Annotated in this window: 17 protein-coding genes; 11 read left to right on the top strand and 6 right to left on the bottom strand. The window is 68.3% G+C overall.

The genetic code is table 11. The features are described from left to right. The first annotated feature begins 16 nt into the window (after positions 1-16). The 6 genes from AWQ71_RS18390 to AWQ71_RS18415 all read left to right on the top strand — a co-directional run bounded on the left by AWQ71_RS18390 (position 17) and on the right by AWQ71_RS18415 (position 9824). Positions 17-1264 carry a lanthionine synthetase C family protein gene (locus AWQ71_RS18390; protein WP_218001842.1) on the top strand — a complete coding sequence of 416 codons (1248 nt, stop codon included), beginning with the start codon at positions 17-19 and terminating at the stop codon, positions 1262-1264. 52 nt (positions 1265-1316) lie between these two features. Next, the gene (locus AWQ71_RS18395; protein ID WP_067134762.1) at positions 1317-2603 is read left to right on the top strand and encodes a lanthionine synthetase C family protein; all 1287 of its coding nucleotides are present in this window, start codon (positions 1317-1319) and stop codon (positions 2601-2603) included. A 49-nt stretch (positions 2604-2652) separates the two neighbouring features. Continuing rightward, positions 2653-4569: an ABC transporter ATP-binding protein gene (locus AWQ71_RS18400; protein WP_084259021.1), complete on the top strand. Its 1917-nt coding sequence runs from the start codon at positions 2653-2655 to the stop codon at positions 4567-4569. Positions 4570-4813: 244 nt separating this feature from the next. Beyond that, positions 4814-7765, top strand: a complete 2952-nt coding sequence (locus AWQ71_RS44425; protein ID WP_067134766.1) for an AfsR/SARP family transcriptional regulator — start codon at positions 4814-4816, stop codon at positions 7763-7765. 245 nt (positions 7766-8010) lie between these two features. Further along, entirely contained in the window at positions 8011-8292 is a 282-nt protein-coding gene (locus AWQ71_RS18410; protein WP_067134768.1) for a hypothetical protein, read from the top strand. 278 nt (positions 8293-8570) lie between these two features. Next, entirely contained in the window at positions 8571-9824 is a 1254-nt protein-coding gene (locus AWQ71_RS18415; RefSeq protein ID WP_067134770.1) for an MFS transporter, read from the top strand. Positions 9825-9966: 142 nt separating this feature from the next. Here AWQ71_RS18415 and AWQ71_RS18420 read toward each other — a convergent pair whose 3' ends face one another. The 3 genes from AWQ71_RS18420 to AWQ71_RS41720 all read right to left on the bottom strand — a co-directional run bounded on the left by AWQ71_RS18420 (position 9967) and on the right by AWQ71_RS41720 (position 16370). Further along, a complete protein-coding gene (locus AWQ71_RS18420) occupies positions 9967-13137 on the bottom strand; it encodes an amidohydrolase family protein (RefSeq protein ID WP_067134772.1) in 3171 nt (1056 codons plus the stop codon). A 349-nt stretch (positions 13138-13486) separates the two neighbouring features. Next, a complete protein-coding gene (locus AWQ71_RS18425; protein WP_067134774.1) occupies positions 13487-15868 on the bottom strand; it encodes a bifunctional metallophosphatase/5'-nucleotidase in 2382 nt (793 codons plus the stop codon). A 187-nt stretch (positions 15869-16055) separates the two neighbouring features. Then, positions 16056-16370: a hypothetical protein gene (locus tag AWQ71_RS41720; RefSeq protein ID WP_067134776.1), complete on the bottom strand. Its 315-nt coding sequence runs from the start codon at positions 16368-16370 to the stop codon at positions 16056-16058. Positions 16371-16431: 61 nt separating this feature from the next. Here AWQ71_RS41720 and AWQ71_RS18435 point away from each other — a divergent pair, with 61 nt between their 5' ends. From AWQ71_RS18435 to AWQ71_RS18445, 3 genes are read left to right on the top strand one after another with little or no spacing between them, the layout of a single operon-like run. After that, positions 16432-16959, top strand: coding sequence for an RNA polymerase sigma factor (locus AWQ71_RS18435; protein ID WP_067134778.1), 528 nt, complete (start codon positions 16432-16434; stop codon positions 16957-16959). Further along, complete coding sequence (locus AWQ71_RS18440; protein WP_067134779.1) at positions 16952-17992, top strand: hypothetical protein; 1041 nt, start codon at positions 16952-16954, stop codon at positions 17990-17992. Before AWQ71_RS18435 ends, AWQ71_RS18440 begins: the two co-directional genes overlap by 8 nt. Beyond that, positions 17989-18882 carry a hypothetical protein gene (locus AWQ71_RS18445; RefSeq protein ID WP_157570425.1) on the top strand — a complete coding sequence of 298 codons (894 nt, stop codon included), beginning with the start codon at positions 17989-17991 and terminating at the stop codon, positions 18880-18882. The genes AWQ71_RS18440 and AWQ71_RS18445 overlap by 4 nt, the downstream gene beginning before the upstream one ends. 216 nt (positions 18883-19098) lie before the next feature. On the opposite strand, the gene AWQ71_RS18450 is transcribed toward AWQ71_RS18445, so the two are convergent. The 3 genes from AWQ71_RS18450 to AWQ71_RS18460 all read right to left on the bottom strand — a co-directional run bounded on the left by AWQ71_RS18450 (position 19099) and on the right by AWQ71_RS18460 (position 22745). After that, positions 19099-19593 carry a cupin domain-containing protein gene (locus tag AWQ71_RS18450; RefSeq protein WP_067134783.1) on the bottom strand — a complete coding sequence of 165 codons (495 nt, stop codon included), beginning with the start codon at positions 19591-19593 and terminating at the stop codon, positions 19099-19101. A 224-nt stretch (positions 19594-19817) separates the two neighbouring features. After that, positions 19818-21902, bottom strand: a complete 2085-nt coding sequence (locus tag AWQ71_RS18455) for a prolyl oligopeptidase family serine peptidase (protein WP_169806589.1) — start codon at positions 21900-21902, stop codon at positions 19818-19820. Between the two features lie 174 nt (positions 21903-22076). Then, the gene (locus AWQ71_RS18460; protein WP_084259028.1) at positions 22077-22745 is read right to left on the bottom strand and encodes a TetR/AcrR family transcriptional regulator; all 669 of its coding nucleotides are present in this window, start codon (positions 22743-22745) and stop codon (positions 22077-22079) included. A gap of 115 nt (positions 22746-22860) precedes the next feature. Between AWQ71_RS18460 and AWQ71_RS18465 the strand changes: the two genes are divergently transcribed. Further along, the gene (locus AWQ71_RS18465) at positions 22861-24063 is read left to right on the top strand and encodes an oxygenase MpaB family protein (RefSeq protein ID WP_067134789.1); all 1203 of its coding nucleotides are present in this window, start codon (positions 22861-22863) and stop codon (positions 24061-24063) included. A gap of 69 nt (positions 24064-24132) precedes the next feature. After that, the gene (locus tag AWQ71_RS18470) at positions 24133-24615 is read left to right on the top strand and encodes an IS5 family transposase (RefSeq protein WP_067134791.1); all 483 of its coding nucleotides are present in this window, start codon (positions 24133-24135) and stop codon (positions 24613-24615) included. The last annotated feature ends 4 nt before the right edge of the window (positions 24616-24619 follow it).

Consider the following 24619-nt stretch of genomic DNA (forward strand, 5'->3'; position numbering starts at 1 on the left):
GGCGGCCGCGGAAATCGTGGCCGATGTCGCCACGCGGCTGGGCGACCCCGAGCGTGTGCGCGAACAGTATGAAGAACGGCTCGCCCGGACTCCGGCCGTCGGCGATGCCGCCGGCTGGTCGAACCCGTCCCTCTCCGATGGACACGCCGGCGTGGCCCTTCTGTTCAGCGAACTGCGTTGGGAGGAACCGCGATACCGCTTGGTGGTCCACGAACACCTCCGACGGGCGGTGGCCCGACCGGTCGGCGACGCGGCACTGATCAACGGCTTGGCGGCAGTCGCCTTCGCGTCCTCGCGCAGCGCGGAGCACGGCGACCACGTCAGTCTCACCGCGAAGCTGGACGAACTCCTGATATCGAAGGTCCGTACCTGGGGGGCCGAGCGGAGCGCGCACACCTGGTACCACTACGACGTGATCAGCGGTCTCGCCGGGATCGGACGCTACCTTCTCAGCAGACCGACCGCGGATCCACTCGTGCTGCGTATGATCGCCGACTCCCTGGCAGCGCTGGCCTCTCCTGTCGCCGTGGGGGATCTTGAGGTTCCCGGGTGGTGGGTCCATCACGATCTCGAGGGCAACGCGAGCCCTGATCACGCGACGGGGCATGTCAACATCGGCCTCGCGCATGGCGTTCCGGGCTGCTTGGCTACCTTGTCCCTCCTGGTCCAAGCCGGGTACGGAGACGAGCACCACGAACACGCCGTTCGATCCATGGCGACCTGGATATTGGATGCACGCAGGGACGACGCTTATGGCGTCTACTGGCCCACTCACCTGCTGCTCGCGGACATCTCCGGGGAGTCCGGCCACCCGCCGCGGCCGAGCAGGGCGGCATGGTGTTACGGAACCCCCGGGATCGCCAGAGCGCTGCAGATCGCGGGGCTGGCGACAGGCGAGCCGACGTGGGGCGCCGCGGCGGTGGATGCCGTGAGAGACCTGGCCAGGCGCCCGGAATCGGAGTGGGGCGTAGCGGACGCTTCCCTCTGCCATGGTTGGGCGGGCTTGCTGCAGACCTTCGCGACGCTGCGTCGGTCAGCCCCCGATCCCGTTCTCGGCGACCTGATCGAGGTGGCTGCTCGCCGTACGGTGGCCGAGTTCGACCCCACGTCCCTCTTCGGCTTCCGCGCGGCTGTCCCCGGCTTGCCGCGCTTCGACCGTCCAGGATTCCTGGAGGGTTCGGCCGGTACGGCCCTCGCGCTCCACTCCTATGCGACTGGGGCGCCACCGAGAACGTGTTGGGACCAGGTTCTGCTCCTGAACTGACAGTCCTGAGTCGAATGAGCCGGTCAGCGGAGAAGCATTCAGGAGAGCAGGGATGTTCAGCCCTCAAGCGATCGCCCGGGCCCGCACCATCCGGGCCGAACTCACCGACAGGCTGCAGGACCCGGCAATCCGTGGCGCGGCCTGGGACAGCCTGGCGCAGCACACCTCCGCGCCGCACCCGCACGGCCAAAGCGGCCCGTCGTTGGCCGAAGGCTGCGCCGGAATCGCCATCGCCCTTGCCACGGAGGGGAAAGACGCAGGGGCCGTCCATCAACTGATGCGTGAGGCCATCCAGGGCCTGCAATACCTGGCAGGGGAAGACCTCTCCCTCTTCCAGGGGGTCGGCGGACTGCTCGCCGCGATCGATCTGGTCGGCTGTGGGAGGCCGGGCTACCGCACCGCGCAGCGTACGCTCACCGAGATCATGTGCGCTCATGTCGATGCCGCCTGCGACATCGCCGACGAACTCGCCGCGACCGGTCATGGCATGGACCCATCGGTGTACGACCTCGTTTCCGGTCTGGCCGGATGGACGGCAGTGCTGTCCCTCACCAGGGATCCGGCGGCTGAACAGGGGGTTCGGCGACTGCAGGAGACACTCACGCGTTTGTTGCGGCGGACGGAGGGTGTCTTCCCGCTGTACACGGGGCCTGTGTTCATGCCCGAGGAAGCCCGCATGCGCGCGCCGGCCGGTCACGTGGACTGCGGAGTGGCCCACGGTGTCAGCGGCGTAGCAGGGTTGTTGGCAGTGGTCGCCCCTGCCAACGGCCGGCCTTCCTCGGATCTGCGCGCTGTGCTGGCTGATGTCGCCGCCTGGTTGACGGACCTCATCGCACCCGGGCCGGCCGGTCCGCTGCCACCCGCCCGGCTCGGCCTTCGCGGGGAGAGAGCGTTGCCCACCCGTCCCGAGGACGTGCCGGCGGCCTGGTGCTATGGAGTCGCCGGCATGGCCAGGGCCGTGTGGTTGGCTGGCAGAGCCATCGGTGACCGCCGGTTCATGGACAGTGCCGTGCAGGCGCTGCGCGACTGTCATATGCCTTCTCGGCACCGGTTGCGGGAACCCACCCTGTGCCATGGGGTCGCAGGCCTGCTGTTGATCATGTGGCTGATGGCACGTGAGTCAGGAGATCCTGATTTGCGACGCGGTGCCGCATCCCTCCTGGACCAGTTGCTGGACCACTATGACACGTCGTCGCTTCTCGGGTTCCGCACCATGTCGGTCGGCAGGGTGGTGGATGATCCGGGATTCCTCACGGGAACGGCGGGAATCGTGGCGCTTCTCAACGCCCTCCTGTCGGACCGTCCTCCCGCGTGGGGCCGGCTGCTTGCGGTGTGCTGATGAGCGGTGATCGGCGGTCACCCCACGCGCCACCTCAGAAAGGGCGGAAATGATCGGGCGACGACGCCCCGTTGACGATCCGTGTGGCAATGAGGACGAACTGGATCCCCTTTTCGGGCCACACAGTGAGTTGAGCGGTCAGCTGACGTCCGCTGACAAGGAATCGCGAATCCGAGACGCCTTTTTCGGCCTCCCGCGCATCGTCGGTCATGCATTCCGCATCGCCTGGCAGATCAGTCCCACCACGGTGATCCTGCTCGTCCTCGTGCAGTTGTGCACCGGCGCGATGTCGGCGACGAGTCTGCTGGCGGCCAACAGCGCCTTGGTCCAGCTTCTGCAGGGGCCGATCGACCAGGAGCGGCTGCGGGCTGCTGTGCCCGGAGTCCTTCTCCTCTGTGGTGCCGCGAGCCTTGCCGGAGGAATGCGCGTCGTTCAGGACTTTCTGCTTGGCCGGATCGGCCCGGCGATTGGATCGGTGGCAGGGCGGATGCTGCTCCGTAGTGCCGTCTCGTCAGAGCTCGCCTCAGTCGACGACCCTGACTTCCATAACTCGATGGCGCTGGCGAAGACAGGCTCCCACAACCTCGAGACCTCCTTTGCGCACACGATGACGGTCGTCGGCGCTGCGTGCTCACTTGTTGCCGTCTCCTCGGCATTGGGACACTTCCACCCGCTGCTCTTCGTACTGACCTGCGCGACAGCCATCCCCAGAGGGGTCAGCGTCGTCACCGCCGCGCGTCGCCATTACCTGTCCGCGGTGCGCTGGATTGAGAACACTCGCAAGTTGGACCTGCTCTCCGCCGTGATGACCGAGCGCGACAGTGCGGAGGAGATTCGGGCGCATCGGATCGGCGACTACCTGGTGGAAAGCTTCACTCGGCTGTCGGAAAGGGCCCTCGGCGAGCAGCGCAGGTTGGCCGCGCGCGGTGCCGTAGGAGCGCTTCTCGGCGGCTCGGTCAGCGGCGTACTGACGGCGGCGACCTACGGGGTGCTGGGCTTTCTCGTGTGGACCGGCGGGCTTTCCATGGCCAACGCGGCGACAGCCCTGGTGGCGATTCCCTCGCTGAGCGGCAACGTGACCTCTTTTGTGATGTCCATCAATTCCATCGTCGAGCAAGCTTTGTCGATCATCGAGTGGGATCGGGCCTGCGCCCGTATGAAGGATGCCACGCGGGCGCAGGAGCAACGGCCGATCAATCGGCAGGTACGCGAGGTGAAGGCCGAGAACCTGAGTTTTCGGTATCCGGGGGCCGAACGTGATGCTCTGGTGGGCGTCAACGTCAAGGTGGCCTGCGGGGAGGTGGTCGCACTGGTCGGCGCCAACGGCTCCGGGAAAACGACGCTTGCGAAGGTGCTGGCCGGACTCTACGCCCCTTCGGATGGCTCGTTGACCTGGGACGGCAGGCCAGTCGACACCTTTGCGGGTGCGAGCCTTTCGGAGCAGGTGTCGTTACTCGGCCAGGGTTTCGTCACATGGCCTTTCACCGTTCGAGCCAACGTCGCGATAGGAAGGCCGGAAGGCCGCTGGGACGACGATGCCGTCGACGATGCCCTGCGGAAATCGGGAGCGGGTTCCCTGGTCGCCCGACTACGGGACGGTAGACATACCCTCTTGGCCCTGAACTTCAGGAACGGCGTCCAGTTGTCGGGTGGACAGTGGCAACGCATTGGTCTCGCTCGGGTGGAGTATCGGGACGCACCGTTCGTCATCCTGGACGAGCCGACGGCAGCTCTGGATCCCGAAGCCGAAATCGAGGTCTTTGCTCATGTGGCGAAAGCCGCGGCCAGGGGGAAGGCTGTCCTTCTGGTCACCCACCGCTTGGCATCAACTCGTCTGGCGAACCGCATCTATGTCATGAGTCATGGGCGTATCGCGGAGTCCGGTACACATGAGGAGTTGATCGCAGCCAACGGTTCGTATGCGCGCATGTACCGACTCCAGGCCGAGCAGTTCAACCCTGCGTGATGTCGCAGCCGACGATTTCCATCGAGGCATGGCCAGGCTGGGCTGACGTGCCGGGTGGGCGCCGGGTTCCACCGCTCCGGGTCGGGATGGTGTGGCTTGCCGGCCCGGCCCCATACCTGGCGGCCCCCTCAGACCTATAGGCCAAATTTGAACAAAATGGTCAGGCGGCCGGTTATCATGCCGCTGACCATGATCCGCGATCGGCCGACGGGGCGGCCGCTGCCTTCAGGGGAAAGGCGCCTGGATGCGCTTCGGCCTGCTCGGTCCACTGTTGGTACACAACGGCACCACCGCTCTTTCCGTCAGCACCCCCAAGTGCCGTCTGCTGCTCGGCACGCTGCTTCTGCGGCCCAACCGCCGGGTACCGGTCGACACCCTGTACGCCGCTCTGTGGGGCGAGCACCCTCCGCCCACCGCTTCCGCTTCTTTGCACAACCACATCGGACGACTGCGCAGGATGCTCGGGCCCGGCGCCGGGACACGGCTGTCGTCCATGCCGCCCGGCTACGTGTTCCGCATCGAGGACGGTGAGCTGGACACCGACGTCTTCACCGATCATGTGCACCGGGCACGGACCGCCCGGTTACGACGCGACTGGGAGTCCGTCAGAGTCGAGTCCACCGCGGCGTTGTCACTGTGGCGGGGAGAACCGCTGGCAGACCTGCCCACCCTGGCCGAAGGGCACACCCGGATCAGGGTGTTCAAGGAGGCGCGTCTCCAAGCCCTGGAGTGGCGCTTCGACGCGGACCTGAACATGGGACGCCATCACGGGCTGGCCACCGAACTCGCGCACTGGACCGCGAAGTACCCGCTCCGAGAAGCCTTCCACCGGCAGCTGATGCTCGCCCTGCACCGCACGGACCGACGGGCGGAGGCGCTGGACGTCTATCAGCGACTGCGCCGGACGCTGATAGACGAACTCGGTATCGAGCCAGGTTCGATGGTCCAGGACGCACACCGAAGGATCCTCCGGTCGGACGCCCCCGCACAGTCGCGCTGGCGGATGCCGGCCACCACGTCCTCGGCGCCGCCCACCACCTCCCACCGATCCGTGGCCCCGGCCGGTCCCCTCCCCGCCGCCGGCCCGGCTGATCCCGCCTCCTCTCCCCCGGCCGCACCGGCCACCGCTTCCACCGCGGACAGCCCGGCGAAGCCCCCCGCCGCGGCCACCTGGCCGACGCCGGCCCAGCTCCCTGCGGATATACCGGATTTCACGGGGCGCAAGGCGCAGGTGAAGCACGTGTGCGAACTGCTGACGTCGTCCCAGAAATCGGATGCGCCGAGCGCCGTCGCCGTGACGGCGATCTGCGGCACCGGCGGAATCGGCAAGACCACACTCGCCGTCCACGCCGCGCACCGCCTCGCCCCGCGTTTCCCCGACGGACAGCTGTACGTCAACCTGCGGGGCACCGACGCACGCCCCCGCAGCCCGCAGGAGGTACTCGCCTCCTTCCTGCGCGACCTCGGAGTTCCCGACGACGCCATTCCGCCGGACGAGGAGACCCAAGCCGCCCGCTACCGCACGCTGACCGCCGGGCGCCGCCTGCTCATCGTCTTGGACAATGCCCGCGACTCCGCCCAGGTCCGGCCGCTGCTCCCGGGGACCGGTAGTTGCGGTGTCCTCGTCACCAGCCGTCACCGGCTTCCCGGTCTGGCCGCGGCGGCGCACATCACCGTTGACGTCCTGGACGACACCGAAGCCCGGGCTCTGTTCACCGCCGTCGTCGGGCCCGAGCGCGCCGCCGCCGAGCCAGAGGCCACCACCGCCGTACTCACCTGCTGCGCCGGACTGCCGCTGGCGGTGCGCATCGCAGCGGCCCGGCTGGCGGCACGCCCTTCGTGGACCGTGGCCGCGCTGGCCAACCGGCTCCGCGACGTGCGCCGCAGGCTGGACGAACTATGCGTGGAAGACGTCGCCGTTCGCACCAGCCTCCAAGTGAGCTATGCGAGCCTGCCGGCACCCTCTGGGCCCGGTGACATCAACGCAGCCCGCACGTTCCGCCTGCTCGGGCTGCTAAACGGCCCCGACATCGGCCTGCACGCCGCGGCCGCGCTCCTCGGCCAGACGCCCGAACGGGCCGAACAGGTCCTCGAACTCCTGGTGAACGCCTGCCTGCTCGACACTCACCTGCCCGGGCGGTACCGCCTCCACGACCTGTTGCGCGTCTACGCCGCAGAACGGGTCATGGAGGAGGAGCCGGACCACTCGCGTCGCGACGCGGTGGAACGTATGGCCCACTGGTGCCTGGTCACTCTCGCCGCCGCCGACAAGGCCCTCTTGCCCCAGGTCAGACGTCCCAAGACACCGGAACCCGACCCCGCGCACCCCCCGCTGACCTTCGACACCTTCACCGAAGCCCTTCGGTGGTGTAACGACGAACGCGCCACACTGGTCGGCGCCGCCGAGGCCGCCGCCTCCTACGACCTGCACCACATCGCCTGGCAGATCCCCTCAATAGCGTGGAGCTATTTCCGACTGTGCGCCAGGCACGAGGAGTGGCTCAGATGCAACGAAATCGGCATGCGCAGCGCATTGCTGCTCGGCGACCGGTCCGCACAGTCCTACCTCCTCAACTCCCACGCCGGTCTACTGTTCCAATTGCACCAGCTCGACGAAGCCGAATCCTGCCTGACCTCCGGCCTGCAGATCGTCCGGGAAACGGGCGATGAGACCGGGGAAATGTCCGCGCTGACCAACCTCGCCATCATCTACCGGAGCCGCCGGCAGTACCAGCAAAGCCGCGAACACAGTCTCCAAGCACTCGCGCTGGCCCGGTCCACCGGCCGCAAAACCGCCGAGGCCAACGTCCTGAACAATCTCGGCACCTGCGAAGACCACCTGGGCAACTACGCCGAGGCGCTGACCTTCCTCCAATCCGCGCTGGACATCTACCATCAGGTCGACGACAGCGACGGCGTGGGCGTCGCCCTGGCCAACATAGGCGCAGTTCATCTACACCAGCGCCGCCTCAGTGAAGCACTCGTTTGGTTACAGCAAGCCCTGCCACTGGCCCGCGCCGTCGGCAACCGGATCAACGAAGCAGAGACCCTCACCCACCTCGGCGAAACGCTGGCCGGACTCAACCGCCCCAAGGAAGCCCGACACCATCTGAACCAGGCCCGCTCCCTCTGGCTGGCCCTGGCAGACCCAAGAGCCAACCACACCGACACCCTCCTCTCCACCCTGTCAGAGTGACCGCCAAGGCGACGTAGATGGCCCGTTGGCGGCCTGCCCATCACGGACCTTCTCGTGGATCGCGTCGATGGAGACGGCGCAGAAGACGGCAGCGGGAGAGGCCTGTGGATGGTGAACGTCATGGCCGACGCCTGGGGCGTTCATCAGGATGACGAGGCAGGCAATGCCGTCTGGTTCCGCATAGGCGGACAACCCACGTCAACCCATGCCATGCCTCTTTCGTCACCTTGTACGGGAGGTGCAGCGTGAGCGTGTTCCCTATGCCCGACTTCAACAGCCGGCAAGAGCTGTCCGACGAGGAACTGCGCGCGACGCGCGAGACGATCGCCCGAGCGTTGGAGGCGACGGCGGAGATCGCCCGCCGGGAGCGGCGCCACCCACAAGGACTGATCAGCGATGGCCGCCCCACCCGGCACGGGATGGACGTCGCGACCGAGCTGATGGGCATCCCGCCGGTCTCCGACGAGGAGTGGAGGGACATCACCGGCCCGCCGGGCAGCATCACCTGGCCTCTCCACCAGCAATGATCGACAAGCTCCGTGCCGCTTGATGCGGTCCCTGATGGCGGCACGGGAGAGCGGTCCCCTCTCCGGGGTGGGCGGGGACCGCTATGTGGGCCTGATGGCGCGTGTGACGCTCCACGCGCGGACCGGCCGGGCGCGACGGTACGGGCAACGCCCGCGAACAGATCTTGGTGCGATCGCACCGCCGGCGGCCCCGAGTTCATGCTCCTGCACGAAGCACTCCCGGGTGACGTGATGGAGGGTTGCTGGAACATTGATCTGAAAGCTCCGGAGGTCTGTGAATGGGACTCGCCGAAGACACCCCCACTCTGGCGCCCGCGCAGATACGCAGAACGGCGACCGTCACTGTCGGTCTGCTCATGGGTGTCTGGGTGATCGACTACGTCGATCGGGTGATGATGGCCGTCGCGTTACCGTTCATCGGCGAGGACTTCGCGCTCACCAAGACCGAGCAGGGCTGGCTGATCACCGCCTTTTCCCTGGTCTATCTGCTGTGCCAGATACCGGGCGGCATCCTCGCCGACAGGTTCGGCGCCCGACGCCAACTCATGGTCTCCCTGGTGCTCTGGTCGGTCTTCACCGCCCTCACCGGTATCGCCTGGGGCCTGGCATCCCTCCTCGTCATCCGCGCCCTCTTCGGCGTCGGCCAGGGCCTCTTCCCCGGCGCGTCCTTCAAGGCCATCGCGGAACGCACCACCCCCACCGTCCGCGCCACCGCCGCCGGTGCCATGCTCGCGTCCAACCAGCTCGGTGCCGGCGTCGCCCCGCTCATCGTCGCGCCGCTCATCCTCGTCCTCGGCTGGCGCCACACCTTCTGGGTCACCGCCGCCGCCGGCGTCGCCATCGGCGTTCTGCTTTGGAAGCTGCTGCCCAAGGCGCTGCCCGCCCACCTCAACGGCTCCGACATCGTTCACGACAAGGGGCTCGGCCTCGGCACCGTTATGCGCTCGCCGTCGGTCTGGAAGTTCGCCGCCCTCTTCTGCGCCACCAACATGCTCGGCTACGGCTTGATCACTTGGGTGCCCAGCTACCTGCTGGAGGAGCGCGGCATCTCCCTCATCAACACCGGCGTCATGTCCGCCATCCCCGGCCTGGTCATGTGCGCGACCGTCTTCCTCGGCGGCTGGCTGTTCGACCGCTTCTTCCACGACAGGGCCCGGCTCTTCGTCATCCCCCTGCTCCTGGTCACCGCCGTGCTTCTGGTGCTCATGCTGATGGCCGACTCGGCTGTCGGGTTCACCGTCTACCAAACCCTCGCCATGGGTGTGGCGGGCCTTTCCTCGATGGGCATCCTCGGCATGCCCGTGCGCGCCCTGCCGCCCGCCGTCATCGGATCCGGCATGAGCGTCGTCAACGTCGGCGGCCAGATCGCCGGCGTCCTCGCCCCCGTCCTCATGGGCTTCCTGGTCGACAGGTTCTCCTACACCGTCGCTTTCGGCCTGCTCATCGCCACCACCGTCCTCGGCGCGCTGATCGCGTTGATCGTGCCCCAGCGCCCTGAGCAGTTCAGCCTCGCAACGAAGGAGTTCGCGTGACGGCATACGATCTGGCCCTCGCTGTTCCCCGGCCTGGACCAGGCGGAACGGGCTGTCGGTGAAGACAGCGCCACGGGCTGAGTTCGCTTTCCCGATCGGGTCCGGTGCGGACGTGGAGCCCGCACCGAACCCTCGGGACGGCCTAGTGGTCGTGGTCGCAGGACACGCGGGCCCTCTCCAGCTCGGCGGGGTTGTTCCACCAGAAGCCCGCGGTGCTCGGGTGGGCGGGGACGCGGGCCTTGACCTTGCCGCGGGGTGCGGGGGCAAGGGGCGCGGCTTGGTCGGTGGCCGTGGAGGACGGGTACGGCGCGAGCAGTTGCTCGACCGTGTGGTGCCTCCCGCCGACGACGACGCCGGTGACGTTCGCGGTGTCCTCGATGCGGGACAGCGGATCGCCGTCGACGATGGCCAGGTCGGCGTACATGCCCTTGCCGATCCGGCCCAGCGGCAGGCCGAGGTACGCCCCGGACGTACTGGTCGCGGTGGTGAGCGTCTCCAGCGGGGTCAGGCCGTACTTGACCATGGCCCGCATGTTCATGTGCAGGCTGACCGCGAGGTGATCGATCGGCGCGTCGGTGCCGGCGGTGACCACGCCGCCGCCGCGGACCATCGCCACGAGCTGCGCGACCTGGTTGGCCAGGTTCTCCCGGGCCGCGGTCTGGTCGGTGGTCTGCGCGGAGGTGACCGACTCCCGGAGCTTGGCCAGCCGCCAGTTCGGGTAGAGCCGGCGAACCCGTTCGTCAGTGACCAGGGAGGTGTCCTCCTTGTAGAGGGTGCTGGAGCCGAACAGGGTAGGAGTTCGGGCCATCTTCGACGTGTTGAACATGGAGATGACGTCGGAGTAGGCGGAGCCGACGTTGGTGACGGTGCGTGAGTAGCCGAATCGGTTGGTCGCGCCGACATGCTCGGTTTGGTCGCCGCCCATCGCGATCGCCGGATAGTGGTAGTGGGACGTGACCGGTTTGCCGTTGCGGTGGGCCCAGTCGATGACCTCCTTGTGCCAGACGACCGGCAGCCGCACGTAGCACTTCATCAAGTCGTAGTCGAGGCTGGCGGCGCGCTCGAGCTCGAGCCCCAGCTGGTCATGGGAGAACGTCGGGCGCATGAAGTTGTAGTAGATGCGCGGCCCGTCGACGGCCTCACCGGTGCCCAGATAGCGCGGTGCGAGCCGGGCGCCGGACTGGACCGACTCGCGCTCCTCGACCATGTGATAGGCGGGCGACCCGGGTGAGCGGGTCATTGTGATGCCGAGGGCGAGCCACAGCGGCCCCTGCCGGGACCCGTAGGCGTAGCCCTGCATCTCGCGGTGGTGGTGGATGTCGATCAGGCCGGGCATGACGAACTTGTCGCCGGCGTCGATCAGGGTGCCGGGCCGTCCGTCCCGATGCGGCTCGACCGCGGTGATGCGCTGGCCGCGCACGATGATGTCGACGTCGCGGGCGACGGCCGCGGAGACGCCGTCCCACATGCGGCCGGCGTGGATGACGACCTGGTCGGGGCCGGGGTCGTTGCGCCAGGTCAGCTGGACCGGGATGGAGCGGCCGGACTTGCCGTCGACGCGGACGGTCTTCAGCCGCCCGCCGTTCAGGTAGAGCAGGGTGGCGGAGTCGCCGGCCCAGGTCGGGGCGTCGGACAGCTCTCGGGTGACCTGACGGGCGGGGCCGGTGGGTCGTCCGGTCTTGTCGACCGGCAGGACCCACAGAAGCGACTCCATGGCGAAGGCGAGCATGGTGCCGTCCGGTGACCAGACGGGCCCGTCGTCTCCACGGGTTTGCAGGGACCGGTGCGGGGCCGGGTCGACGTAGGCGCCGGCACCGGTGGCCCGGTCGACGAGAAGGATCTTGGACAGGCCTTCGCGGTATCGTCGTGAGTACGGCACGACCGCGGCCAAGGCGATCGTCTTACCATCGGGTGACCAGGTCGGCCGGCCGGGCTCGAAGGTGGCGTCGAAGACCTTCTGGATGTCGCCGGTGGCGACGTCGAGGACCCACAGCGCGCCGTCTTGGTCCAGGTAGGCCATCTCCTTCCCGTCCGGTGACCACCGGACCGACAGGGCGGCGGAGTCGGTCAGGTGGGTCAGCTGCCGGTCGGTGCCGGTGGCCAGGTCGCGGACCCAGACGTTGAGGGTGCCGGTGCGGTCGGTGACGAATGCCAGTCGCTGCCCGTCCGGGGAGAAGTCCGGGTCGGCCTTCCACCATCGGTCGCGGAACAGCGGGATCGGCTTGTCCCCGATCCGCATCGTGTAGATGTCATTGAGGGCGCGGAACGCGATGGTGGACCCGTCCGGGGACACGGTCGGGCTGCCGATGCCGACGACGGGGAACGATCCGGGCGCGTCGAACACCCGGACGCTCTTCTTGTACTTCGGGGTGGTCGCGGTCAGTGCGGCCGTGAAGCCGACCGTACCGGCGGATGTGGAACCGAGGTGGCGGGTCCGGATGGTGCCGGCGGAGGTGTAGAAGTAGCGTCCGTCCGAGGTGAACCGGGCTCGGAACGGGAAGACCTCCTCGCCGGTGACGAGCGCGCCCCCGGTGCCGGCCAGGTCGTTCGCGCCGTCGTGGAAGTGGTGGTAGGCGATGTCGGTTCCGTTCGGCATCCAGGACGGCTGGTGGACGACCTGGCCGGCGGGGACGGTGACTGCGGTGCTGCGGGCGCCGGTGGCCACGTCGACGACGTCGACCTTGGTGTCGGCGACGACGAACGCGACTTTGGTTCCGTCGGGTGACCAGGCCGGCTCGTACTCCTCCTCGGCGGTGTCGGCCAGGACGCGGGTGGCGCCGGTGGCGACGTCGAACAGGTGGATGCCGTAGCTGCCGCCGGCATCGGATGAGTAGGCGATGGTGCGCCCGTCCGGGCTGTAGCGGGGCTCACGGTGGTCGAACGGGCCGGTGGTCAACTGGGTGACAGCGGACCCGTCGGGACGGATCGTCCACAGGTTGAAGACACCATCCCGGTACGACTGGAACACGATGGTGGACCCGTCCGGGGACCAGTCGGGCTGGGCGATGTCGTACAGGTCGCTGGTGAGCCGGCGGGCGGTGCCGCCGGATGCGGAGCAGACCCATAGGACGCCGAGCATGTCGAGGGCGAGCATGCGGCCGTCGGGTGAGGGCGCGACGGCGAAGTCGGTGCCGGAGGCGACGGAGGTGTCGCCGCCGTCGCGGGCATCGTCGGCCCGGGCGCGCCCGGGGGTGGTGGGGATGAGCGCGGCGGCAAGGGCGGCTCCGGCGCCGCCGGCCAAGACGGCACGGCGGGACGGACGGAACGCCGGAGAGGGGACGGGTGCATCAGGAGAGATCGGGGTGGGGGGCATTAGGACTTTCCTCCTGCTTTACGCATCGTCGAACGATTTGTGGCAGTCCTCGGATCATGACCACGGAAAGGAAGTCCCATAGGGCCCGGAGGTGCTCGGTTCGACGAGTGGACGTCGGTGGCCGCCCAACGGCACAGCGAGCACGTCGAACGGTTGATCCAAGCCGGTGGGCGGCAGGCATCGCGCCGGACTCACACGCGAAAGCGGCCGGGAGCAATCAGCCGCCGGGAGGCGTGCTGCGGTACTGAAGATCCCGAGTGCGTGGTGCCATGAACGCGCGAAGGGCGGCGGCGCAGACCGTTGTCCGCGCCACCGCCCCTGATCCGACTTGGACTACCGCATCAGCGGGTCAAAGCCCCTTGCACTGCCCGGTCGTGGGACCGGACACGGTGTTGACCTTGCCGTTATTCGTCGGCGCCGGGGAGTTTCCGCTGCAGCTCAGCTTCCCGCTGATCCGGTTACCGGACACGACCGGTGCGTCGGTCACCCGGTTGTCGGTCAAGCTGACCGGGCCGCTCACCGTGGAGTCCAGGATGGTGAGCTTGTCGGTGGCGCCGTTGACCGTCACCGGACCACTGACAGTCGTCTGGGTCAGCGAGACACCGGCGGCCTGCGAGGCGCTGATCGGCCCGCTGACATTGGCGCCGGTCGCGTAGAGGCTCGCGCCCTTCTGCACCGTGACCGGCCCGGAGACTACTGCTCCGTCCAGGCAGGTGGCGCCGGAACTCACCTTGAGGGGTCCAGCGTGGCGGCCGGTGATCGTGACCGTGCACGCGGGCCCGGTGACAGCGGCCAGCGGGATCCCTACGGTGACTGCCGTGCCGGTCGTCTCGCCGGTGATGACGAGATCCGCGCTCGTCGCGCCCCCTCGCGCTGCGTCAGCGGGCACCGCGAACCCGACGGTCGCACGGCCGGCCTCGTCGGTGTTGTCGGTGTTCGCGCCGGCCGTGGCGTCGACCGCGAACGTACCGACCCCTTGGCCGGCGAACGTAGCCGTGACCTTCTCGTCCTTCGGCTCGTTGCTGCTGAACACCAGCGACGACAGGTCGACCGTCACCGTGTCTCCCGCCTTGAAGCCACCCTGGGGCGCGTCGAACCGCACACCGACCGCGCGCTGCGCGTAATCCGGAGCGACGGGGGACTTCTCGCCCAGGTAGGCGACCATGGACTGGAGGTCGACCTGGCCGGTGTCCCGCATGTCCGCCCCTTCGTTCAGGGTGCTGAAGTTGTCCCCTCCCGAGGCGAGGAACGAGTTCACGACCACGCGGTAGGACTTGGCCGGGTCCAGCGGCTTCCCGCCGAGGGTGACCGAGGTGATGTGCCGGCCCTTGGGCGCGGTCGGGTCGTAGGTGTAGAAGAGTTCCTTGGACACGCCGAGCTTGAGGAACGGCCGGCTGGCCCCCTCGGGCTGCCACTGCTCCTCGAGCACCCGGGCGACCTGCTCACCGGTCAGAGTCATCGTGACCAGGGTGTTGGCGAACGGCTGGACCTCTGCCGCCTCCTTGTAGGTGACGGTGCCGTCGACCTTGCCTTCGGCCCGGTACTTCATGTCCGTACGGAGCCCGCCGGGGTTCATGAAAGCGATCTCAGTGGATGGGTCGGTGGTGCGAGCACCCGCGAGTTGCGCGTCGGCGACGACGTTGCCCAGGGTCGACTCACCGCCGCGGTTCTCGGTCGTGCCGTTGGCCTGACGGGCCCGGTTGTAGTCCGCGGTGATCTCACCGAGCTTGCGCGCACCCTCCCTCTTCGCCACCTCGACAGCGCCGTCCACGATTCCCTTGGCCGTCGGGTCCGCGCCGTAGAGGGGCTTCCACGAGCCGTCCGCCTGCTTCTCGGTCAGCGGGACGATCTCCGAGTCGACGTTGACCGCCTGCTTCTTGGTCTTGTCGTACGTGAACGTGATCTTGTTGAGGTTGTAGCCGTACTGGCCCGCCGACACGACCGGGCGCACGGTCACCGGGCGCTTCTCGTCCTGCCACTCCTTGACCGGGACCTTGTGGTCGTACGCCAGGTGGGTGTGGCCGGAGATGATCGCGTCGAAGTTCTTGTCGAGCCCGTTCACGATCTTGCCGAAGTCGCTCGTCGGGTCGGTTGCCGACCCGTATTGCGTGGTGGAGGCACCTTCGTGGACGAGCAGCACGACGATGTCGGCCCCCTCCTTGGCCTTCAGCTCGTCGGCGACCTGGTTGACCGCGCTCGGGATGTCCAGGATGTCGAGCATGGAGATGCCCGCGGGGGTGACGAGTTCGTCGAGGTGCTCGGTCACCGCGCCGACGAAGCCGACCTTGACCCCGTCGACCTCCTTGACCCAGGACTCGGTGAGCTCCTTGTACTTGTCCTGGAGCTCCTTCTTGACCCTGACATTGGCGCCGATGTATTCCCACGTGGCCCGCGGGATGACCCGGTTCGTCAGGTCGTCGTAGCCCCGGTCGAACTCGTGGTTGCCGACCGCGCTGACCTCGAGGCCGGCCGCGTTGAGCGCGTCGATGGTCGGGTTGTCCTGCTGGATGAACGAGGTGAACGTCGAGGCACCGATCAGGTCCCCCGCCGCGGCGAAGACGGTATTGGGGTTTTCCGCCCTCATCTCCTTGACCGCGGTCGCCAGCGCCGCGGCTCCCGCTTCCTGACCGTTCGCCTCCAGCCGGCCATGGAAGTCGTTGATCCCAAGGATGTCGATCGCGACAGAGTCATCGGCGAAGGCCGCCGGGGCGCCGGCCAGGCCCCCCGCCATCGTGGCTATGGCGATCCACGGAGCCAGACGCCTCCGCAGGCGCGTACGGGGTCCCCCGTGAGTTTGGACAGATCTAGCAAACGCAAACATAAGGCATAGCATCGCCAAACGGAGGCAAAAGGGCCAGTTGGTGGTCCTGGAGTTCAAGGTAGAGATGCACGATTTACACCACGCCCACACCTCCTGGCTACTCGCCGGCGGTGCCGACCTGCAGGTGGCGAAGGAACGGCTGCACGACGAATTGCTCAAGCGGCGCCCGGAGGAGCAGGCCGGCCACTCCAGACCAGCCGGTCCGCCACCGACCAGCGGCCGCCGGCGCGGGTGCCGTTTCCCCGCTGACACGGTCCCGCTGCTGCCCACGCAGGGGCAGAGCCGACGTGAGGGTCGCCACCTTCACCCCGGCGCCGGTGTAGCCCCGCTCCCACGCGGCGGGTGCGCCGATCTGCTTGACGCTGCCGTCCAACGCCGGCTTGCGCAGGCCGTCCAGCCAGATCTTGTCCACGCCGCCGGACAGGGCCTGCCCATCATCCTCTTCCAGCCGGTAGCCCTGTGGTCCGCCGCGAATGGCGGACGGTGAGATCTACGACCGGTACGTGAGCGAGATCCATGCCTACCTGGGCAGGCGACTCGACCGGCAGGCCGCAGACGATCTCACGGCCGAGGTGTTCCTGGCCGCGTTCAGGAAACGCGAGACGTTCGATCCCCGGCGTGGCTCGGTCCGTCCCTGGCTGTACGGCTTCGCCGGCAACATGATCGCGCTACACCGGCGCGCCGAAACCCGGCGGCTGGCTGCGCTGCAGCGCAGCGCCGGCGCGGACGACGACCGGGAGCACGGCCACGAGGATCGCTTGGTCACCCGCGTGGACGCCGTGAGCACACAGGGGCGGCTCGCGGCCGAACTGCGCACGCTGTCCGACGGCGACAGGGACGTGCTGCTGCTGAGCGCACTAGGCGAGCTGAGCCATGAAGAGGTGGCCCAGGCGCTCGACATCCCGTACGGCACCGTCGGATCCCGCCTGTCCCGGGCGCGCAAAAAGCTTCGTGCCGCCCTGGGCGGCGTCAATCCATTGCTTGGAGGCTCTGATGGATGATTACCGGGCGGTGCGGGACCTGCTACCCACACCGCCGTTGTCGCCCGAGGTCGAGCGGGCCGGGCGCGAACGGCTGGCCGCCGCCTTCGCCCAGGAGCGGGTACGACGTGGCCGCAGGGGCACCAGGTGGAGTGCGCTGGCGCTCGGCCTGGCCGGGGCCGCCGCGGCGGCGGCGATCGTCGTCGCGCAAATCGCGCCCGCCGGCGTGCCCGCCCCTCATGGCACGGTCGCTCAGGCGGACGGCAAGCGGTTCCTGCTGGTCGCGGCCGCCTCAGTGGCTGCCATGCCCGACGAAGGCGCGTGGTGGGGCAGCACGGAGGTCCGCGTCCGGCAGTTCCACGAGCCCGGCGGACGGTACGTCCTACGTGAGAGCGAGTCGGTCGAGACCTGGATCCCCGCGGACCCCGAAGGGCGCACCTGGTACCGCGAGACCCCTCAGGGGACCAAACCCGCGACGCCCCAGGACGAGGCAGCCTGGCGCGCCGACGGCTCACCGACGTCATGGACGTACGACAAGCGCTCGGAAGCCAAACGCCCCGGTGTCGTACGGGCGGAGCCTGGCGAGCAGCGGACCTGGTCGACCGAGGACTGGGACTTCCGCATCGTCACGGCGGGCAAGCCGCTGACCAAGATGAGCGAGGTGCCCGACACCCCCGAGGGGCTGAAGGCGTTCTTCGCCGCCGACGACCGGACGACCATCGACACCGCGGCGCGGCTGTTGTTCTTCGCGCCGGTGACGAGCGAGACCAGGGCCGCCGCGTACCGGCTGCTCGCTTCGATGCCCGGGGTCGCCGCCGTCGGGCAGGTGACCGACGCGCTGGGCCGTGCCGGGCAGGCGATCGAATACGAGTCCGGGGAGTTCGCGCCGCCGAACTACGCGGGGGCGACCAGGACCCGGCTGGTGATCGACCCCGTCTCCGGCAGACCGCTTTCCATCGAAACCCGTTCCGCCACGGACGGTCTGCTCCTGACGTACACCGCGATCCAGGACAGCCGCTGGGCGGACGACAACCCGTTGAAGGAGACGAAATGAGATTCACCCTTGCCGTTGCCGCTGGGCTGACCTTGGCTGGTTTGGCCGCCGTCCCCGCGTCCGCCGACGCGCCGAAGGGGGCATATTGGCGGGTCGAGACAACCTTCACCAGCACCCATCCCCGCGCCGTCGGCAGCGGCTACTACCTGGCCCAGCGCAGCGTCAGCACCGATTGGCTGTCGCCCGAGGGCAAAGGCTGGTCCGGCTTCCGAGATCTGGGCGCCAAGCCCGCGACCGCGAAGGACGAGGCGGCCTGGCGCGCCGACGGATCTCCGACCACCTGGGCCTACCGCACGGAAGGCATGAAGATCCGCCTGTCCGTCAAGCCGGGCAAGGGCACCATCGTGGCGACCAAGAAGCCTGACGGGTTCCTCCTGGGCGAGAAGTACGTGACCTACCAGCAGCTCCAGTCGCTGCCCACGGACGCCGAAGCGCTCAGGAAGCAGCTGACCTCCGAAGTCAACACCTGGATCGACGAGGCCGCCGAAGAGGCGAAAACCACCGACCCGAAGGCCACGAAGAACGACTGGCTGGTCGACCTCGACCGGTATGTCGCCCGGCGGGCGGTCGAGCTCCTGTACGTGAACCCGGTGCCCGACAAGGTCAGGGCCGCCGCCTACCAGGTACTCAAGACCACCAAGGGCGTCAGCGACCTCGGCCGGAGCAAGGACCCGCTCGGCCGCTCCGGCCAGAAACTCGCCCTGCCCGTCTCGTCCAGCAAGGGGTCGGCGCTCAAGCAGCAGCTCCTTGTGGACACCACGGCCATGACGCTGCTGGCCGAGTACACCGACCTCAGAGATGGCGGCAAGGCGATGCTCGGCAAATCCGGCGTGAAGACGTTCAAGGCCGGTTGGACGAACGACAAGCCCGCCGTTCCAGGCGTGAGCTGACCTGTGCCTTCGCCGCAGCCCTGATGTCGGCGTCAGGGCCGCGGGTACCGGGGCCGTCGTGTTTCAGCAGTTGGAAGGGCCTCTTCCGAGATCTGACAGAGATCGGAAGAGGCCCTATTCGGGCCCGCCGCGACCCGCTCAGAGCCTGCATACCCGAATTCAAGATCGCGGAGATGGCCGAACTCGAGTCAAAAAGTGCTGTTCCGATTCAGTGATTCACGGCGCAGCGTACTGGTCATGCTTGGCATACAGCTCAGTCCATTCCTCCTCGGTGAGCCGGCGGCCGGAAGCGACGATTTCGGCGAGTTCCTGGAAGTACGCCTCCCGGGGTGCACCCGGCGTGAACAGCACCAGCATGGAAGCAGGTGCATCGGAATTGTTGCTGAAAGCGTGGATCCCGCCCGGCGGCACGTACAGGAAGTCGCCCGGTGTCGCGTCCAGCCATCGCTCGCCGTTGTACAGCGAGACGGTGCCCTCCAGGACGAAGAACGACTCGGAAATCGTCCGGTGAAAATGGGCGCCGGGGCCGTTCGGGATCGCGGCCATGTCCCAGCGGTAGAGACCGAACTGGCCATCCGTGCTCGCCCCGGTGGCCAGATAGCCGACCCGGGACTTGGCTCCGATCGTGAGGTCCGGCGGCGCGTCGGCCGACCGGAAGGCTGCGCTGACGATCCCGTGATCCTTCAAGTATCGCGGCGGCGGATAAGACATCGTTACCGGCTCCTAGCGGTGGATCGATCTGAGCGGCATGACCCTAGGCGACGAAGTGGCTCCGTCGGCAGATCCAATTCATGCCTGTTTGATAGAGCCAAGATCTCGCGCCCAAGGGTGCACCGCCTCCTGTCCGGCGGCCAGACAAGCCATGGCCGAGATCGACCGGGCTGTGAGGTGGCTGAGGGCGCGTGCGTGTGCCGTACCCGACATGTCTGTCGTCATCATGACCCGTCGGACGCGTGCAGGATGAAGGCCAGCACGTCGGCGAGCAGTGCCTGCTCCTGGTCTCTGGTCGAGCCGGCGCCATGCCAGCCGTGCTCCTCGACGCACATCAGCACCGGCCGGCCGGAGGCCGTGGCCGCCTGCAGGCGGGCAGCCAGCTTCGCCGGCTGCCACGGCGGCACCCGCGCGTCGCGCAGGCCGGCGGTCAGCAGCACCGCCGGGTACGGCACGCCGTCCCGAACCCGCAGGTAGGCGTCGATGATCAGCAGGGCATGCAGGCCCTCCTCAGTGGTGACGCTGCCGAACTCGGGCACGTTGACCGGCCCGCTCTCGGTGAACTCGTTGCGCGTGGCGTTCACCGTCGGCACGTGCATCGCCATGGCCGCCCACAGATCGGGGCGGCGCACCAGCGCGCCGCCGGTGGGGATGCCGCCGCTGCTGGCGCCCTCGCCGGCCAGCCGCCCCGGGCGGGTGTAGCCGAGGGCGATGAGATGCTCGGCGCAGTCGATGAAGTCCGTGATGGTGGCCTCCTTGCGCTCGCCGCGCCCGGCCTCGTGCCACTCCCGGCCGTAGGCGCCGCCGCCGCGCAGGTGCGCGACGGCGTAGACGCCGCCACGCTCGTACCAGGCGAGCATCTCGGGACGGAACTCCGGCAGGTCGATGAACCCGTGGGAGCCGTAGCCGGTGAGCACGGCCGGGCTGTCGCCGTCCAGCTCCAGGTCCTTGTGGTGGATGACCGTGAGCGGGATCGGCGTCCCGTCCCTCGCGGGCACGTGCAGAGTACGGACGTGCACGTCGCCGAAGTCCACCGGTGAGCGGGGCGCCAGCCCGGTGTCCTGGAGGGACTGGCCGTCGTAGCGGTAGAGCCGCGGCGCGTCGGTCCAGCTGGCCACCAGGAGCAGGGCTTCGGGCCGCGTCGGGTGGGTGGTCCACTCCAGGATGGTGCCGTCCACCGGCATCGGGAGGTCGGCGGGCTCGCCGCCGGACAGGGGTACGTACCGTATCCGGCTGACGCCGCCGTCGAGATCGCGCACCAGCAGCCGGTCGCCCACCACCCGCACCGACTCCACCGCCCGCTCGCCCGCGGGCACGACCACCCGGGCTCGGGACAGATCGGGTGCGGCAAGCGGAACGGCCAGCACGCGGGAGCGCGGCGCGTCCCGGTGGGAGACCAGGTAGAGGGTGTCGTGGCTGGTGGCGAAGGTGGTCACGCCATCGGCTGCGCCCGCGACCTTCCGCCACGGGCAGGTGGCCGGGTCGGCCAGCCCGGCGCGCGGCGCCACGTATATCGTGCAGTCGCTCAGCTGCTCACTGGTCCAGGGCCAGGGGCTGAGCGCGCCGTGGGAGACGATCGCCAGCATCCACTCGCCGTGTGGCGGCACCACCAGGAAAGGCCGGTCGCGCGGGGTCAGCTCGATGTGGGGGTTGAGTCCGCGGGCCAGCACCACCGTGTCCTGCGCCGGGTCGGCGCCCAGGTGATGCAGGAAGGAGCGGCTGTCCAACAGGTGCTGCTCTGCGTAGCGGTGATAGACGAACGACCGGCCGTCCTCCAGCCAGCTCAGGAAGGCGAAACGCGTCGTGGGCGGGATCGTCTCCCGGAGTGCGCCGGAGTCGGCGTCGATCACGTGGATGGAGCTGTTCTCCGACCCGGAGGCGGAGACGGCGCAGGCGACGTGGCGGCCGTCGGGGGAGGGCACGTACCAGTCGATGGCGTGGTGCCCGTCGCCGGGCACCGTGGCGGGGTCGAACAGGAGCCTGCTCGCTCCGTCGGCCTCGGTCACCGTCAGCACCGGCACGCGGGCGTCCGGCTCGCGTACCAGGGCGAAGACCTTGTCGGCTGCCATCGCGAGGCCGAAGTACTGCGTGAGCGCGCTGCCCAGTTCGCGGATCCGGGTCAGCAGGCCGGCGCGGTGCGGCAGGGCGTCCAGGTGCTCGCGGGCGTGCCTGGCCTGGCCGTCCAGCCAGTGGTGGAACTCCTCGCCTTCGGTTTCCATCCACCGGTAGGGGTCTTCGAGTGTGATGCCGTGGAGGGTCTCGCGCACGACGTCCACCCGGGCGATCGGGGGTTCGGTGATGTCGCTCATCTGCATGATCATAGGCCGGAGATCCGGCGACATGTCGGGTATCTAGATCGCCGATGTCGCCATGGCGGAGCCCGCTGGACGAGTGGCTGACATGGGCGGCCTGGAGGTCCTGAAGCTCAAGGACATGGCCAGGGTGTACCTGAGGTCGACTGACGGCCACTCGTCCTGAGCCTCTCACGGCCGGCCGAGCAGTCCGTCCACGATCAGGTCGGCCAAGCGCTGGGCGGTCTTGGCCTGGCTCTTTGCGGTGATCGGCTGCTTACGGCCCAGTCTGCTGGCCAACGGCAACTGCACCAGTCCGGCGACCGGGCTGATCACCGCGAAGAACAACACGTCCATCGGCACCGGCGGCACACGTCCGGCCTTGACCAGGCGTTCCATCGCGGGCTCCACCAACGCGAGCGAAGGCGCGACGTAGTTGTCGAACAAGTAGTCCAATCGCTCGGACTCGCGGGCGAACTCATCAGCCAGCAACCTCCCGAGCAACGGCGTCTTCACCGCGGTTTGGTAGAACTGCACGATAATCGCGCGGACGAGTTCGCCGTCGTCCATGCCGACTTTCGGGATCGTCTCGCGTTGGCGCTGCGCTTCACTGAGCGCCCAGTCGACGACAGTCCGCCAGAAGTTGGCCTTGGACCCGTAGCGGTCGTTGATGAAGTTGTGGCTCACCCCGAGCCTGCGGGCCAGCTCACGGGCCGAGGTCCGGTCGTATCCCAGCTCGGCGAACGCTTCCATCCCCCGCAGGAGCACCTCGGCCTCGTCGGGCACAGCAGGCCCTGACCCGCTCGCGCTCGGCCGCCCTCGACTCCGCACCGCGCCGGTGCCAGTGCGCTCGACCACCATGGCCACATTCTCCGTTGAGTTCCGCCTGTGCCCTAATCGGAGAGTAGCAAAACTTGACACCCGTCAGATTAAGCTTAATCTGACGGGTGTCAGTTAATTGACCTTCGGAGTCGAGATGATCGATAAGAAGCGCCCCAGCGCAGCGCCCAAGTGGCCGACCGGCCGCAACTCACGAACGGGGGTCCTGGCTCAGTTCGGTGGCGGGCGGGCCGACCTGGTCGGCTCCGCGCTCGTCACCGGGGATCCGCTTGCCGACGCCGTCGTGGACGAGATCCATGCGGGAGGCCCCGCCGTGCGCGTCAAACTCCAGCATGGCATCGAGCACGGCCTCGCCAAGGTTGACTCACCGCCACCAGGCGTCGCGGCGCTGCTGCGGCACACCGAGGCCGCGCCAGCCTACGTCGACAACGCGCTCCTCGACGAGGCGCCGCTTCCTTTCTTCAGCGCCCCGGTCCCAGTGCACATCATCAGCCTGGCTGCCGGCGCCCTGGTGCGCACCTACCAGTCGCCGTCGATCGCCACCGTCCTGGCCATGACCGGTCGGCTCATTGACGGTGTGCCACGTCGCATTGCCGAAACGGGGCGCTGGGTCGCCACCGCGATGCTGCCGGGCTCTCTCCGGCCGGGGAACATCGGTTACATCGCAACCCTTCAGGTGCGCATGATGCATGCCCACATGCGCCGCCTGGCGCGCAACCGCGGGTATGACGAGGCGGCGTACGGCGTTCCGATCAACCAGGTGGATCTGGTGCGCACGTGGATGGACTTCACCCTGATTAGCTACCGGGCCGAGGAGACCATGGGGTTCGGCCTCACCTCGGTGGAACTCGCGTCGCTCTACCGGTACTGGTGGCACATCGGGCACCTCCTCGGCATCGACGCGCGACTGATCGAGGGCATCACCAGCCACGAGGACGCCCAGCGAGTCGATGACCTGATGCAGGCTGTGACCGGCCCGATCATCGCCGAGACCGGCAAGCTCGCGGCCGCCACTCTGGAGGCGATCGCGGACACCCTGCACGAGGTCGTCCATATCCCCAACGGCATGGCGCGCGTGGCACTGCACGTACTGGCCCGACGGTTCCACGGACACGCCGTTCTCGACGAGTTGGGTCTTCCCCGGGCCGCGGCGGCTGACGCCCTCCTCACCCCGGCTTTCCAGGCCGTTCGCGTCCGCCGGGCCCGGGCACGCCGTGATCCTTCCGCATGGCGGAAGACGCAGCAGACGAACATCGAGGCGACGCGGCAACGGACTGGCACCACTGAGCAGCCGCCAGCCTACGAGCACGCGACCAGGCCCGAACTTGAACTCAACTAGGGCCTGTACGGAGTTGAGATCAGAAGGATTCGCCTGCGCCCCGGTCTCTGATGCTGATAGGCCATCGCCATGGCGCGTGGAGACCTCACCGACGAGGAATGGCCCTTGATTGAGCCTCACCTGCCCCTGGGTGAGCGAGGCCCGATCCCGAACCTGCGACAGCAGTTCAACGCCGTGATGTGGCGGTTCCGTACTGGCAGCCCGTGGCGGGATCTGCCCGCCGAGTACGGGCCGTGGTCCACCGTCTATGACAGGTTCCGCTCGTGGGCAACGGCGGGCGTCTTCGAGCACCTGATGCAGGCCGTGATCGCCGAAGCTGCAGCCCAGGGGCAGACCGACCTCGGCCTGGTCAGCGTGGACTCCACCACGGCCCGCGCCCACCACCATGCCGCTGGGATGGCCCTGGACGGCGAGCTGGTCGCGGCGCTGGTGGAGGCCGCCGAACGGGAAAAGGGGCTTCGCCAAAGGGGCAAAACCCCCAAGACGGCGAAGGCGGGGACGAGGAACGAAGCGAACGGCGGCGATTACGACTGCGGCGCCGGATCCGGCTGACGGC

The organism is Microtetraspora malaysiensis (genome assembly GCF_001528665.1).
GTDB lineage: Bacteria > Actinomycetota > Actinomycetes > Streptosporangiales > Streptosporangiaceae > Microtetraspora_A > Microtetraspora_A malaysiensis.